At 73.0% G+C, this 13,537-nt stretch carries 14 protein-coding genes; 6 read left to right on the forward strand and 8 right to left on the reverse strand.

Annotated elements, in window-relative coordinates; genetic code table 11:
- Positions 1-7: 7 nt before the first annotated feature.
- The 4 genes from GH723_RS03970 to GH723_RS03985 are packed head-to-tail and all read right to left on the reverse strand — an operon-like array spanning position 8 to position 5,277.
- Positions 8-1,243, reverse strand: a complete 1,236-nt coding sequence (locus GH723_RS03970; RefSeq protein ID WP_153758429.1) for a hypothetical protein — start codon at positions 1,241-1,243, stop codon at positions 8-10.
- Positions 1,240-2,079, reverse strand: coding sequence for a ribonuclease Z (locus tag GH723_RS03975; RefSeq protein WP_153758430.1), 840 nt, complete (start codon positions 2,077-2,079; stop codon positions 1,240-1,242). The genes GH723_RS03970 and GH723_RS03975 overlap by 4 nt, the downstream gene beginning before the upstream one ends.
- Positions 2,076-2,984 (reverse strand): haloalkane dehalogenase, encoded by a 909-nt coding sequence (locus tag GH723_RS03980; protein ID WP_153758431.1) that lies wholly within the window; start codon positions 2,982-2,984, stop codon positions 2,076-2,078. Before GH723_RS03980 ends, GH723_RS03975 begins: the two co-directional genes overlap by 4 nt.
- A 31-nt stretch (positions 2,985-3,015) precedes the next feature.
- Complete coding sequence (locus GH723_RS03985) at positions 3,016-5,277, reverse strand: sulfatase-like hydrolase/transferase (RefSeq protein WP_153758432.1); 2,262 nt, start codon at positions 5,275-5,277, stop codon at positions 3,016-3,018.
- A 48-nt stretch (positions 5,278-5,325) separates the two neighbouring features.
- Between GH723_RS03985 and GH723_RS03990 the strand changes: the two genes are divergently transcribed.
- Entirely contained in the window at positions 5,326-5,922 is a 597-nt protein-coding gene (locus tag GH723_RS03990; RefSeq protein ID WP_153758433.1) for a TetR/AcrR family transcriptional regulator, read from the forward strand.
- Positions 5,923-6,013: 91 nt separating this feature from the next.
- Here GH723_RS03990 and GH723_RS03995 read toward each other — a convergent pair whose 3' ends face one another.
- The 3 genes from GH723_RS03995 to GH723_RS04005 form a co-directional block, all read right to left on the reverse strand.
- Positions 6,014-7,348, reverse strand: a complete 1,335-nt coding sequence (locus tag GH723_RS03995; RefSeq protein WP_153758434.1) for a cytochrome P450 — start codon at positions 7,346-7,348, stop codon at positions 6,014-6,016.
- Between the two features lie 117 nt (positions 7,349-7,465).
- Positions 7,466-7,777 carry a hypothetical protein gene (locus GH723_RS04000; protein ID WP_153758435.1) on the reverse strand — a complete coding sequence of 104 codons (312 nt, stop codon included), beginning with the start codon at positions 7,775-7,777 and terminating at the stop codon, positions 7,466-7,468.
- Positions 7,778-7,894: 117 nt separating this feature from the next.
- Positions 7,895-8,731 carry a polysaccharide deacetylase family protein gene (locus GH723_RS04005; protein WP_153758436.1) on the reverse strand — a complete coding sequence of 279 codons (837 nt, stop codon included), beginning with the start codon at positions 8,729-8,731 and terminating at the stop codon, positions 7,895-7,897.
- Between the two features lie 42 nt (positions 8,732-8,773).
- Here GH723_RS04005 and GH723_RS04010 point away from each other — a divergent pair, with 42 nt between their 5' ends.
- From GH723_RS04010 to GH723_RS04020, 3 genes are all read left to right on the forward strand, one after another.
- Positions 8,774-9,418 (forward strand): GNAT family N-acetyltransferase, encoded by a 645-nt coding sequence (locus tag GH723_RS04010; RefSeq protein WP_153758437.1) that lies wholly within the window; start codon positions 8,774-8,776, stop codon positions 9,416-9,418.
- Positions 9,415-11,166 (forward strand): glycoside hydrolase family 20 zincin-like fold domain-containing protein, encoded by a 1,752-nt coding sequence (locus GH723_RS04015; RefSeq protein ID WP_153758438.1) that lies wholly within the window; start codon positions 9,415-9,417, stop codon positions 11,164-11,166. Before GH723_RS04010 ends, GH723_RS04015 begins: the two co-directional genes overlap by 4 nt.
- Before the next feature lie 122 nt (positions 11,167-11,288).
- Complete coding sequence (locus tag GH723_RS04020) at positions 11,289-12,434, forward strand: serine hydrolase domain-containing protein (RefSeq protein WP_153758439.1); 1,146 nt, start codon at positions 11,289-11,291, stop codon at positions 12,432-12,434.
- A gap of 8 nt (positions 12,435-12,442) precedes the next feature.
- Here GH723_RS04020 and GH723_RS04025 read toward each other — a convergent pair whose 3' ends face one another.
- Entirely contained in the window at positions 12,443-12,694 is a 252-nt protein-coding gene (locus GH723_RS04025; protein WP_153758440.1) for a hypothetical protein, read from the reverse strand.
- 113 nt (positions 12,695-12,807) lie between these two features.
- Here GH723_RS04025 and GH723_RS04030 point away from each other — a divergent pair, with 113 nt between their 5' ends.
- Together GH723_RS04030 and GH723_RS04035 are read left to right on the forward strand one after the other, a co-directional pair.
- A complete protein-coding gene (locus GH723_RS04030) occupies positions 12,808-13,053 on the forward strand; it encodes a hypothetical protein (protein ID WP_153758441.1) in 246 nt (81 codons plus the stop codon).
- A gap of 43 nt (positions 13,054-13,096) precedes the next feature.
- Positions 13,097-13,537, forward strand: a complete 441-nt coding sequence (locus tag GH723_RS04035; protein ID WP_153758442.1) for a DoxX family protein — start codon at positions 13,097-13,099, stop codon at positions 13,535-13,537.

The following is a 13,537-nucleotide window of genomic DNA, read 5'->3' on the forward strand; positions in this document are numbered from 1 at the left end:
GCGGCGCTCAGGCGTCGTGGAAGGTGACTCGGGCGACGGTCGACAACGACACGAAGTAGTGGTCCCGGCGGGTACCGGGGGCGCCGAACACGACGGACTGCGCCGGGCTCCCGACGGCACAGCGGGTGCGCACGCCGCCCGTCGCCACGTCGACGACCACGAGCGCGTCGCCGGTGGCCGGGTCGTGGTCGTCGGCGATCAGCTCGCCGGTGTCGGGGAAGAGGACGAGGTGCTGGGCGGTGCGCAGCTCGGTGCGCCACCTCGGGGACAGGTCGTCGACGTCGAACGCCGCGGCGACGCCGTTGGCCGAGTCGTACGCCACGACGAGCCCACGGGTCGGGTCGACGATCGGCGGGTTGGTGACCGCACCGCCCGGCCGGCCGCTGATCTCGACCCACGCCGGCGCCGCGCCGTCGAGCGGGAACCTCCACAGGCGGTTCGCCCCGGGGGCGACGCCGTTGCCGAGCATCGTCATGCCCTCGGCGAAGGTGTGGTCGCCGCCGTCCATCCACCAGATCGCTCCGGCGTCGACCACCGGGTCCCACCCGAACGAGTGGACCTCGTCGTCGAGGTAGGTGACCGACGGCGCGGCCGGGGCGAGCGTGCCGGCGGCCGGCTCCCACGCGAGGCGGTGCAGCGCGGTGACGCCGACGACGACGATCGTGCTCCCGTCGGCGGAGAGCCGGGCGACGCTCGGCTCGGGCAGCACGAGCGGTGCGGCCCGGTCTTCGAGGGTCACGGGGTCGAGGATCGACAGCGTCGACGGCGGACCGCCGGGACGCTGTAGGTCCTTGGTGGCGAGCGATCCGTCGTCGAGGACGACGAAGGAGTTGTGCGGCGCGTCGACGGGCAGCCGGCGGGCCCGCACGACGGACAGGTCGGGTGCGAGTCGGTGCGCCCACGCGCCCTGGACCACGACGATCGCGCCGTCGGCGAGCACCGCCATCCCGCCGGGCCAGAACGGACCGGTCGGCAGGTCGGGGGAGCGTCGTACCGGTTCGAGTGAGTCCGGGTCGATCTCCTCGACCCACGTGGGTCCGTCGTCGCCGATCTCCCGGCGGAGGAGCAGCACCCGGTCGTCGGGTGCGAGCACGGCCATGATGCTGAGGGGTGCGAGGCGGCTGGCGGCCAGCTCGGCCCGTCCGGCTCGGGGCCCGGGGATCCCGTGGGGTCGCTGCTGGCGGCGCGGTCCGCCGTCCTCGGCCGGCCACGGCGTGGCCGCGAGCTGCGGGTGCGCGCTCACGGGCGTGGCCCGGCCATCACGGACGTGAGGTCCGGGCCGATGACGACCTCGCCGTCGAAGTGGGCGGCGGCGAGCGCCCGCCACTCGTCCTCGGTGCCCGGGGCCGGCGCCGGCACGTAGTGGGTGAGGACGAGCGTGCGTACCCGGGCGCGGGCCGCGGTCTGCGCCGCCTGCTCGACCGTCGAGTGGTAGTCGCAGATGTCGTGGAGCCGCTCGCTCGGGATGAGCGCGACGAGGTCGTCGCGGATCACCGTCTGCACGTAGAGGTCGGCGCCGGCGCAGAGGACGTCGAGCTCCGGGCACGGCACCGAGTCGCCGGCGAGCGCGGCCACCGTCTCGTCGTGCTCGATCCTGTAGCCGACGGTCGGCTCGACCGGGCGGTGGTCGGTGCGGTGGACCGAGATGGTCGTCGCCGCGAGCGTGAGCTCGTCGCCGGGCCGCACCTCGGTCACCTCGAGCGACGGCGGGTACTGGAGGTCGTCGTGGTGGGCGTGGCGGTAGCCGAGGTCGCGGCTCAGCATCGCCAGCACGGCGTCGACCACCTCGCCGGTGCCGGGCGGCCCGATCACCGGCAACGGCGTCGGCGCGGTCGACATCACCCACTGGGTGGTGATCACGTCGTTCAGGTCGGTGATGTGGTCGCTGTGCAGGTGCGTGAGCAGCACGGCCGACAGTCCGATCGGGAGCACGCCGGCGCCGGCGAGGCGCATGACGACGCCACGGCCGCAGTCGACGAGGAGCGTGGCGTCGCCGGTGCGGACGAGCGTGGACGGGCCGGCCCGGTCGGGCGACGGCAGCGGGCTGCCGGTGCCGAGGAGCGTGACCTCGATGCTCACGTGGCGGCGATGAAGTCGACGAGCACCTGGGCGAGCTCGGGGCCTCGGTCCTCCTGGAGGAAGTGGCCGCCGCCCTCGATGGTGGTGTGCGCTTGGCCCTCGGTGCCGGGGATGCGGCCGATGAAGGCCCGCTCGCCGCCCTTGGTGATGGGGTCGCCATCGGAGAAGGTGCAGAGGAACGGCTTGTCGAAGCGGCGCAGCACGTCCCACGCCGCGACGTTGTCGGCGTGGGCCGGGTCGTCGGGCGAGGTGGGGACGAGCGACGGCAGGGTGCGGGCCCCGGCCATGTAGGTCTCGTCGGGGAACGGTGCGTCGTAGGCGGCGATCGTGGCGTCGTCGAGCCCGCCGACGGTGCCGCCGGAGACGATGCGCCCGATCTGGAACTTGGGGCTCGTGGCGGCGAACCGCTGCCAGTTGAGGAACGCCTCGGTGGGGGTGCCCTCGCCGGTGGGGAGGCCGCCGTTGCCGATCGCGACGCGCGCGTAGCGGTTCGGATCGGCGGCGACGAGCCGGAGGCCGACGAGCGCACCCCAGTCCTGGCCGAAGTAGGTGATGTCGCGCAGGTCGAGCTGGTCGAAGAGCAGGTCGCGGGTCCAGGCGACGAGCCGGGCGAAGGAGTAGTCGGCGGGGTCGGCGGGCTTGTCGCTGCGCCCGAAGCCGACGAGGTCGGGGACGACGCAGCGGTGCCCGGCCGCGGTCAGCACCGGGACCATGTGGCGGTAGAGGTAGCTCCACGTCGGTTCGCCGTGGAGGAGCAGCACCGGCGCGGCGTCGGCCGGGCCCTCGTCGAGGTAGTGCATCCGCAGCGGCGGGAGGCCGTCAGCGGTGACCTCGGCGTAGCGCGGCTCGAACGGGAAGTCGGCGAGGTCGCTGAAGCGCTCGTCGGGGGTGCGAAGGACCTTCACGGGTGTCTCCTGGTGGTCGTCGATCGGGTGGTCACTGGCGGTGCATGCCGGCGCGGTCCTCGGCGGCGGTGGTGTCGGCGTGGCGCTCGGGGCTGGCTTGGATGACGATCTCGTGGAGGTCGCCGGAGAACGGGAAGGGCGCGGCGTAGCGGTCCGAGACGGCGGAGCCGTGGTCGAACCCGACCGACGGGCCGACCGAGGAGATGACCCGCATGAGGAGGGGCAGGTCGGCGTGGGCGACGTCGGCGCCGTCGACCGCGAGCGTGGCGGTGCCGGCGCGCCCGTCGAGGCGGCGGACCCGCACCGTCAGCTCGTGCCGGCCGGAGGCCAGGCGGTCGGGCGACTCGAGGACGGTGTGGGCGCCGAAGGCGTTGTAGTCGAGCACCAGGCGGCCGTCCTGGACGAAGAACGAGATGCCTGCGCCGGCACTGCCGGTGGCGTAGAGGACACCCTCGTCGCTGGGCGCGAGGTCGACCGCGGCGGTGAGGTCGAAGCTGCGTCCTCCGATCGGGGCCGCGGCCTGGCTCGGCAGCGGCGACATCGGAGGGCGGTAGACGTAGCGGCGATCGGTGGGGTGCGGGGAGCGGTCACGGAAGCGGGCGGCGAACAGGCCGGTCGTGCGGTCGTCGAGCGGGAGCACGCCGTGGCGCTCGGCCTCGGTCCACCACAGGTCGACCAGCTGGCGGAGGCGCCCGGGCTCGGCATCGGCCAGGTCGTGGCACTCGGACCGGTCGCGGCGGAGGTCGTAGAGCTCCCACGGCTCGGTCTCGTAGTCGGCGCCCGGTTCGTGCTTTGTGACCGCCTTCCAGCCGTCGGCGACGATCGCCCTGCTGCCGGCGTTCTCGAAGATCTGGACCGTGTTGGGCGCCGGCGTGTCGGGATCGGTGAGCATCGAGGCGAACGAGTGGCCGGTGACGGGCAGCTGGTCGAGGCCCCGGAACGTCGTGGGCGGCTCGACGCCGACGATCTCGTAGATGGTCGGGGCGATGTCGGCGACGAACGTGAACTGGTGTCGAAGCGTGCCCCGCTGGTCAGCGTCGATCCCCGCGGGCCAATGCACGATCATCGGGACGTGGACGCCCTCGTGGGTGTTCTGCTTGTACCAGCGGAACGGCGTGTTGCCGGCCTGCGCCCAACCCCACGGGTAGTTGGTGTGGGAGCGGGGGCCGCCGATCTCGTCGAGGTGCGCCTGCGCGGCGACCGGGTCCTCGACGAGCCCGTTGAACCACTTCATCTCGTGCAGCACGCCGACCGCGCCGCCCTCCTGGGACGCGCCGTTGTCGGCGAGGACGACGAGCACGGTGTTGTCGAGTCGGCCGAGGCGGCGCAGCCCCTCGACGAGGCGGCCGAGCTGCTCGTCGGTGTGGTCGAGGAACGCGGCGAACGCCTCCTGGAGCCGGGCGGCCAGGGCGCGCTCGGCGTCGGTGAGGTCGTCCCACCGCTCGACCCCGGGGTTGCGGGGCGAGAGGACCGTGCCCTCGGTGAGCAGGCCGCGCTCGAGCTGGCGGGCGAAGATCCGCTCGCGAGCGGCGTCCCATCCGTCGTCGAACGCCCCCCGGTACTTCTCGAGGTGCGCGGGCGGTGCCTGGTGCGGGGCGTGGGTGGCGCCGAAGGGGAGGTAGGCGAAGAACGGTCGGTCGGGGCGCACGCCGACCGAGTCGGAGATCATGCGCAGGAGCTGGTCGACCAGGTCCTCGGAGAGGTGGTAGCCGTCGTCGGGGCCGGCCGGCGGTTCGATCGGGTGGTTGTCCGCGACGAGCTCGGGGTGGAACTGGTCGGTCTCGCCGTCGAGGAACCCGTAGAAGCGGTCGAAGCCCCGACCGAGCGGCCACTGGTCGAAGGGGCCGGCGGCCGAGCACTGCTCGATCGGAGCGAGGTGCCACTTGCCCGCGCAGAACGTGGCGTAGCCGGCGTCGCGGAGGACCTCGGCCATCGTCGCCGCGTGGTTCGAGATGTGGCCGAGCTGGTTGGGGAAGCCGCCGACCCGGTTGGCGACGGTGCGCATGCCGACGGCGTGGGGCGCCCGGCCGGTGAGCAGCGCCGCCCGGGACGGCGAGCACAGGGGCGTGACGTGGAAGTCGGTGAACTGCAGTCCGTCGGCGGCGAGCGAGTCGATCGACGGGGTGGCGACGTCGCCCCCGTAGCAGCCGAGCTGCGCGAAGCCGGTGTCGTCGAGCAGGACGACCACCACGTCGGGGGCGCCGTCGCGGGGGTGCGGCGGTTCGTCGAACCACGGCTCGGAGTCGGCCAGCGTGCGGCCGATCCGCCCCTCGAAGCGGCTGGGTCGGGTCACTGCGCGGTCCGTGCGGTCACCCGGTCAGTGAACTAATGTCATGCTGCTATGTCAATAGATCGTGTCGACGGACGGGTGGAGCGGCGGGAGCGGAACCGGGCGGCGGTGGTCGACGCCATGGTCTCGCTGCTCGGCGAGGGCATCCTCGACGTCACGCTCGAGCGGGCGGCCGAACGGGCCGGAGTGTCGGTGCGGTCGGTGTTCCGCTACTTCGACGGCGTCGACGACCTGCGGCGCCAGACCGTCGAGCGGCACTTCGCCGTCGTCGACGCCCGGCTGCGCCGGCTCGATCCTGCGACGCACGACCGGGCGGCGCGCATCGCCGCCTTCGTCGAGGACCGGGTCGGCATGTTCGCCGCGAGCGCGGGCCCGGCCCGGCTGGCTCGCCAGCGGGCGGAGTTCATCCCCGTGGTGGCCGAGCACCTGGCCCGGGTGCGGGCACGGCTCGCCGACCACGTGCGGTCGGCGTTCGCACCCGAGCTCGGTCTGCTCTCGGGCGCGGCGGCCGAGGACCTGGTGGCGGTGATCGACGTGGCGGTCAGCCAGGACGGGTGGGACGCGCTCGGCTCGGTCCACGGCCGGGACCGCGACGACGTCGTGCGCCTCTGGGTCGAGCTGCTCGACCGGCTCCTGCCCGGGTCCTGAGTCGCCCGCGCCCCGCACCGCGTCTGTGAAGGATCCGACAGCGGATCCCTGTCGGATCGTTCAGAGACCTGCAAGGTCTCGACGGGCTCGGTCAGTCGGCGACCTGGAGGATGCGGACGGGCAGCTCGCGCGGGCCGCGGACCTGACCGACGCTCCAGCGCACGTCGCCGGCGAGCTCGAAGGCGGGGAAGCGCCGCACGAACTCCTCGATGGCGACCTTGAGCTCGAGTCGGGCCAGGTTCGAGCCGAGGCAGCGGTGGATGCCGAGGCCGAAGGCGGCGTGGCGGTTCTTCGCCCGGTCGATGATGAACGTGTCCGGGTCCTCGAACTGGAGCGGATCCCGGTTGGCGGCCGGGAACGGCAGGAGCACCCAGTCGTCCTTCTTCATCGGGCAGCCGTGGAAGTCGATGTCCTCGGCGACGAGGCGGGCCATCGTCACCGGTGCGTAGGCCCGGAGGAACTCCTCCAGCGCGAACGTCATCACGTCGGGATCGTCGACGAGGCGCTGGGTGTCCTCCTGGTTCTGGGCCAGGTGCCACAGCGACGAGCCGATGGCCGACCAGGTCGTGTCGACGCCGGCGATGAGCAGCAGGACGATCATGCCGCCGACCATGTCGTCGGTGGCCGGCGTGCCGTCGATCTCGACGTTCAGCAGGTAGGTCGTGAGGTCGTCGCGCGGGTTCTCACGGTGGTCGTCGATCTGGCGGCCGATGTACTCACCGAGATCGCTCAGGCCCTCACGGGTGCCCGGCTCCTCGTTGATGCGCTCGAGGGCGTCGTGAACGAACTTGCGGAAGAGCGCCTCGTCCTCGGGCGGGAAGCCGAGCATCCGGCCGATGACGTTGACCGGGATGTGCTGGGCGTACTGCACCGCGGCGTCGATGACCGTCTCGCCGGGGGTGATGTCGCCCATCTCGTCGAGGAGCTTCACGCACAGGCGGCGGACCTCGTCCTCCCACGGCTCGATCTGCTTCGGGGCGAACGCCGGCAGGAGGAGGCGTCGGGCGACGGCGTGGAAGGGCGGGTCGCTGGTGATGGGCGGCGCGCCGCCGATCGGCGCAGGAAGGGCCAGGTCGCCGGGTCGGCCGACGCTGACGATGACGGCGCGGCTCGTGAAGTGGTCCGTGTCGTAGGAGATCTCGTGGACGGTCTCGTGGGTGATGGGCGCCCACATGCCGCCGTAGCGGTCGGAGTGGGCGACGGGGCAGCCGCCCTCGCGCAGCTCCTTCCAGACCTCGGGGGCCGTCGCGTTGTACTCGGGCCAGGCGTGGTCGAAGTCGGTGCGGTAGTCCTCGACCGGGCCGTAGTCATCCGGGTCGTAGGGGACGCGCTGCCAGATGTGGCTGCCTTCGGGCGTGTCGCCGAAGATCGGCTGCTCGTCGCGGGTGCGTCGACCCGACGTCGGGTCGGCGGTGGTGTCGGTCATCTCGGCGGTCCCCCTGCTCGTCAGCGCTGGTCCCCGTGTGCCCGCGGCTGCGGGCGCGACGCGCTCCTGTACACCGTACTGGAGGAGGGCCGCGGCGGGCTCGCGCGTCTCGATCGCTCAGGTCAGTGAGGCGACGGCGGTGAAGAGCCCACCGATCGCTCCCATGGCGCCGACCAAGAGGAACGTGTTGGTTCGAAGAGACGAGTTCAGCTCGGCCGAGAGGTTCGCCATCTCGGTCCGCAGCTCGGAGCCGAGCACGCTGATGCGAGCATCGAGGCGCGTCTCCAAGCTGCGGAGGTCGTCCTTGGTGGCGACGTCGGCCCAGCCGACCGGTGGGAGGTGCTCCATGAGCGTGGTCGCTTCGTCGGGCCCGAGGATCTCCTCGAGGCGGCGGTACAGCTCGTGTCGGGACTTCTCGGTGATCGCCATGGCTCGGCTCCGTCGTCAGCAGGTCCTGGAGGGAGCTGCAGCTCCGAGCGCCGGTCGCACGGCCATGTGCTCAGGCTAGCGACGGGCGCCGCGTCTCGGCCACGGGCGTTGGGTGCGTCAGCCGGCGCGCTGGAGGTCGCGTAGCGCTCGGTAGCTGATGACGTGGGCGCCGGCGCGCTCGAGGGTCTCGGCGAGCGGGCCGCCGGGGGCGAGCATCGCGGCGTCCTCGATCCGGCGGGGGTTGTCCGGGGCCAGGGCCCGCAGCTCGGGCGTGTCGGTGGCGGGGTGGAGGTACAGCTCGGTGACGCCGGGGCGCAGGTCGCCGGCCCTGGCGAGGACGTCCTTGCCGACGAGGTGGTCGGGCGCCACGACACCCGCATCGGCGGTGCGCTGCCGGAACTCGAAGCCGATGAGCTTCTCGCTCGACCAGCCCGAGAGCCGCATCGGCAGGTCGAGCTCGACGGCGAGCTCGAGGTAGACGTCGAAGTAGCGGGCGTCGAGCTGGACCGTGCCCATGTGGCTGTCGAGGTGGGTGACGTCGAGCCCCCAGCGCAGGGCCTGCTCGACCTGGGCTCGCAGCTCGGTCCGCACCTCGTCGAGGTCGGCCTGCGCCCACACCTCCTCGATCGTGCGGGGCATCCGTCCCTCGGCGTCGAGCAGCGAGGCGCCCGGCGTGATCGGCCCCCACCGGTAGCCGTCCCACTCGGAGGTGAGTGTGAGGTGGACGCCGACGTCCTCGCCCGGCGGGTCGGCGGCGGCGTGCGCCGCCCACGGGCACGGCACCATCAGCGTCGTGCTGCTGGCGGCGCCGTCGCCCATCGAGCGGCGGATGGCGTCGTTGGCCGCGTGGCTCGACCCGAGGTCGTCGCAGTTGACGATCACGACCCGGTCGTCGGGTCGGTACCCGAGTCGCTCGGCGAGGGTCGGTCCGGTGTCGCGGCGGGACGAGGTCATCGAGGCTCCTGCGTGGTCGGTGGCTCCAATACCGTCGCGTGGATGGACGACGTGCGCTCGGGACCCGACGGCGAGCGGTTCGAGCTACGCCCCTACCGGCCCGGCGACGAGGACGCCCTGATGGCCGTGTGCCTCGGCACGGGTGCGTCGGGCGAGGACGCCACCGACGTGTTCCGCCTGGACCCCCGGCTGCTCTCGGAGATCTACCTGCTGCCGTACCTGGCGCTGGAGTCCGAGCTGGCGACCGTGGTGGCAGACGGTGACGACCGGCCGGTCGGGTACGTGCTCGGCGCGCTCGACACGGCGGCCTTCGAGGCCGTCGCGGAGGAGCGGTGGTGGCCGGCGCTGCGCGAGCGGTTCCCGCTCGGTTCGATGCCGGAGGACGCGCCCGAGGCGGCGCTCGTCCGGCGGATCCACGAGCCGGGGTCGACCGCACCGGACGTCCTGGTCGACCACCCCTCGCACCTGCACGTCGACCTGCTGCCGGTGGCGCAGGGTCGGGGGCTCGGTCGGCGCCTGCTCCAGCGGCTGTTCGACCAGCTCGCCGCGGCGGGGTCGACGGGCGTGCACCTGGGTGTGAGCCGGGCGAACGAGCGGGCGATCGGCTTCTACCGGGCCATGGGGTTCGTCGAGTGGCCGACCGAGCGGTCGGGTGCGCTGACGTTCGTGCGGCGGATGTCGGCATGAGCGAGATCGACGAGCTGTTCCCGCAGCCCCGCCACGTCGACCGTTTCGATGCCGACGTACGGTGCTCGGCGCCGGTCGAGGTCGTGCACGACCCGTCGCTGCCGGAGCAGGGCTACGAGGTCCACGTCACGGCGGACCGCGCCGTCCTCACCCACGCCGACGACGACGGTCGGCGTTACGGCGAGCAGACGCTCGACCAGCTGCGGGCCGACGACGGCACGCTGCCGGCGGTCGACATCCGCGACCATCCGGACATTGCGGTGCGCGGGGCGATGCTCGACGTCAGCCGCGACCGCGTGCCGACCCGGTCGACCCTCGAGCGCCTCGTCGGCATCCTCGCCGCCGCTCGGTACAACCACCTCCAGCTCTACGTCGAGCACACGTTCGCCTACCGCGACCACGAGGACGTGTGGCGCGACGCCTCGCCGCTGACCGTCTCCGACATGGAGTGGCTCGACGACCTGTGCGAGGCGCACGGCATCGAGCTGGTCACGAACCAGAACTCGTTCGGGCACATGGGCCGGTGGCTGGCGCTCGACCGGTACCGCCCGCGGGCCGAGTGCCCCGACGGGGTGGAGATCGTGCCGGGCGTGCGCTGGCCGCCGGGGGTGCTGGCGCCGACGGAGGAGAACGCGGCGTTCGCGCTCGACCTGGTGCGTGAGCAGATGGCGGCGGTGCGGAGCCGCACGGTCAACATCGGCTGCGACGAGACCTTCGAGCTCGGGCGCGGTGCGAGCGCGAGTCGGGTGGCGGAGGTCGGCCTCGGCATCGTCTACGGCGAGCACCTCGCCCGCCTCGTACGGCCGCTGCTCGAGCACGGGTGCGCGGTGCAGGTGTGGGCCGACGTGCTGGCGCACCACCCCGATGCCCGGGCGCTCCTGCCCGAGGGCGACGTGACCGCGCTGGTGTGGAACTACGACCCTCCCGGGGCGCCGGTGCCGGAGCTGCGGCCCCGGCAGGCGGCGCTGCTCGACGCCCTCGGGATCGACCTGGCCGAGCCGGCCGACTTCGCGTCGCGGCTGGCGCCGTTCGCCGACTCGGGGATCGCCACGTGGGTCGTGCCCGGGACGTCGTCGTGGAACTCGCTCGTCGGTCGCCTCGACGACGCCCGGGCCAACCTGCTGGACGCGGCGCGGGCGGGGGCCGCCGCCGGGGTCGGCGGGTTCCTCGTCACCGACTGGGGCGACGGCGGGCACCACCAGCCGCCGTCGGTGAGCGACCCGGCCTGGCTGTACGGCGGTGCCGTGGCGTGGTGCGCGGAGACGAACGCCGACCTCGACGTGGCCGCCGTCGTCGACCGGGCCGTCACGGGCGATGCGACCGGGACGATCGGTCGGGTGCTGGACGAGATCGGCGCCGTGCACGGTCGGACCGGCGCCGTGGTGCGGAACGCCAGTCCGCTGTGCGCGGCGCTGTTCCCGCACCACGGCCTGATGGTCGGCGGGACGGCTGACCCGGACGCGGTGCGCGAGGTGATCGTGACGTTGGAGCGGGCGCGGGATGAGCTGGCTCGAGCCCGGCCGACCGCGGCGGACGGCGGCACGATCGTGGCCGAGCTCGACGTCGCGATCGGCCTCGCTCGACACGGCGCGCTGCGGATGCTCGGAGGCGCGGCACCGGACGAGCTGCGGGCGGACCTGGCGGCGCTGATCGAGCCCTACCGGGAGGCGTGGCTCGACCGCAGCCGTCCGGGCGGACTGGCCGACAGCGTCGCCCACCTCGAGCGCACCCTCGCGACCTACGCCTGAGCCCGACCCCCGGAACCATCACACCCGCGTCTGTGAACGATCCGACAGCGCATCCCTGTCGGATCCTTCACAAAGTCGGGCGCCCGAGCGGCGCGCGCACGGGCGCCAGTAGCGTCCCGGGCATGACGGGGCTGACGGGCAACACGGATCCCCGCTTCCAGGGGCTCGCCGACATCGTCGAGCGGCAGCTGGAGAGCGGGTACGACCTCGGGGCGTCGCTGGCGGTGGCGGTGGACGGCGAGGTGGTCACCGACTGCTGGGGCGGCTGGGCCGACGAGGCCCGGACCCGGCCGTGGGAGGCCGACACGATCACGAACGTCTGGTCGACGACCAAGACGATGACGGCGCTGTCGGCGCTGATGTGCATCGACCGGGGGCTGGTCGACCCGCACGAGAAGGTCGCGACCTACTGGCCCGAGTTCGGCGTGAACGGCAAGGCCGACATCGAGGTCCGGCACCTGATGAGCCACACCTCGGGCGTGTCGAGCTGGGCCGCGCCGTTCGGCGTCGAGGACCTCTTCGACGACGAGAGGGCCACCGCGCACCTGGCCGCGCAGGAGCCGTGGTGGGAGCCGGGGACGGCATCGGGCTACCACGCGCTCAACTACGGGCACCTGATCGGCGAGGTCATCCGCCGGGTCGACGGCCGGGGGCTCAAGGAGTTCTTCGCCGAGGAGGTCGCCGGCCCACTCGGGGCGGACTTCACGATCGGCTGCCCGACCAGCGAGCACGGCCGCATCGCCCCGGTGATCCCGCCACCGCCAGTCGAGCTGCCGGCGTCCGACGCCGTGACCGACCTCGACAGCGTGGCGATGAAGACGTTCATGACCCCGGGCGCCGGCGCGGAGACGGCGAACACCGACGGCTGGCGGGCGGCGACGATCGGCGGCGCCAACGGCCACGGCAACGCCCGCTCGGTGGCGACGATCCAGGCCGCGGTGTCGAACGGCGGGGTGGCCTCGGGCGTGAAGCTGCTGTCGCCCGCGACGATCGAGCGGATCTTCGAGCCGCAGTCGGACGGGCCGGACCTGGCGATCGGCCTGCCGGTGCGGTTCGGGATCGGCTACGCCCTGGCGAACCCCGCGGACATGCTCGGGATCGCGTCGGGGCGGTGCTGCTTCTGGGGTGGGTGGGGCGGCTCGATCGTGCTCAACGACCTCGACAACCGGATCACGCTCGCCTACGTCATGAACCGCATGCAGGCGGGGATCCTCGGCAACGAGACCAGCGCCGCGCTGCTCGCGGAGTACCGCTCGATCGTCGCCTGAGCCGCGGCTCAGCCGAGAGTGGCGACGGCGGTGAAGAGCCCGCCGATCGCTCCCATGGCACCGACCAGGAGGAACGTGTTGGTGCGCAGCGTCGAGTGCAGATCGGCGGAGAGGTTCGCCATCTCGGTGCGCAGCTCGGATCCGAGCACGCTGAGGCGAGCATCGAGAACGTCGATCCGGGCCTCGAGCCGTGTCTCGAGGCTGCGGAGGTCGTCCTTGGTGGCGACGTCGGCCCAGCCGACCGGTGGGAGGTGCTCCATGAGCGTGGTCGCTTCGTCGGGCCCGAGGATCTCCTCGAGGCGGCGGTACAGCTCGTGGGACGGTCAGGCTACTCAGGGGCACCGACGTCCGGCCCGGGGGTCATGATGGGACGATGGTGCCGGTGGGGGTCGTGGCGGTGGCGGGTGCGGTGGTCGTGACCGGAGCGCGTGCGCTGCGGCGTCGGCGCCGTCGGGCAGCAGCGGGGTGGGCGAACGGCCGCTACCCGAGCCGTGACGAGCTGGCGGCTCGGCGACGCGAGCGGGAGAACACGTTCGCCGAGGGCGTGGAGTTCTCGATGGGGCGGACCCGCGAGCGGAGTCCCGGCGGACTCGACAGGTGGAGCCCGATCGACCGGTAGGCCCCACCGGCGGGCATGATGCCGGAGTCGAGAGGAGACGCCGATGGCGAGCAGGTCCCGAGGGTCGACGGTGAGGACGCTGCTGCGCTGGTTGCTCGGTGGGGCGCTGCTCGGGGCCGGCACCGGCCACCTCACGACCCAGCGCGAGGAGTTCCAGGCGCAGGTGCCGGCGTGGTTCCCGCTCGACGAGGACCTGGTCGTCGTGGGTTCGGGCGTGGTCGAGCTGGCGCTCGGCGCCGCGCTGATCGGCCTGCCGCGCCACCGGGTGCTGGTCGGCACGATCGTGGCGGCGTTCTTCGTCATCATCTTCCCCGGCAACGTCGCCCAGTGGGTCGAGGGCAAGGACGGGTTCGGGCTCGACACCGACGCCAAGCGGTTCGCCCGGCTGTTCTTCCAGCCGGTGCTCGTGGCGTGGGCGCTGGGGTCGACCGAGGCGTGGCGCGCCTGGCGTGAGGGCACCTGGCCCCGGTCACCTGGCCGCTGA

This window comes from Actinomarinicola tropica, from assembly GCF_009650215.1.
GTDB lineage: Bacteria > Actinomycetota > Acidimicrobiia > Acidimicrobiales > SKKL01 > Actinomarinicola > Actinomarinicola tropica.

Bases quoted from the DNA above. Each gene is read 5' to 3' on its own strand.
- GH723_RS03990 (WP_153758433.1), top strand. From the start codon at position 5,326: ATGTCAATAGATCGTGTCGACGGACGGGTGGAGCGGCGGGAGCGGAAC.
- GH723_RS03995 (WP_153758434.1), bottom strand. From the start codon at position 7,348: ATGACCGACACCACCGCCGACCCGACGTCGGGTCGACGCACCCGCGAC.
- GH723_RS04000 (WP_153758435.1), bottom strand. From the start codon at position 7,777: ATGGCGATCACCGAGAAGTCCCGACACGAGCTGTACCGCCGCCTCGAG.
- GH723_RS04005 (WP_153758436.1), bottom strand. From the start codon at position 8,731: ATGACCTCGTCCCGCCGCGACACCGGACCGACCCTCGCCGAGCGACTC.
- GH723_RS04010 (WP_153758437.1), top strand. From the start codon at position 8,774: ATGGACGACGTGCGCTCGGGACCCGACGGCGAGCGGTTCGAGCTACGC.
- GH723_RS04015 (WP_153758438.1), top strand. From the start codon at position 9,415: ATGAGCGAGATCGACGAGCTGTTCCCGCAGCCCCGCCACGTCGACCGT.
- GH723_RS04020 (WP_153758439.1), top strand. From the start codon at position 11,289: ATGACGGGGCTGACGGGCAACACGGATCCCCGCTTCCAGGGGCTCGCC.
- GH723_RS04025 (WP_153758440.1), bottom strand. From the start codon at position 12,694: ATGGAGCACCTCCCACCGGTCGGCTGGGCCGACGTCGCCACCAAGGAC.
- GH723_RS04030 (WP_153758441.1), top strand. From the start codon at position 12,808: ATGGTGCCGGTGGGGGTCGTGGCGGTGGCGGGTGCGGTGGTCGTGACC.
- GH723_RS04035 (WP_153758442.1), top strand. From the start codon at position 13,097: ATGGCGAGCAGGTCCCGAGGGTCGACGGTGAGGACGCTGCTGCGCTGG.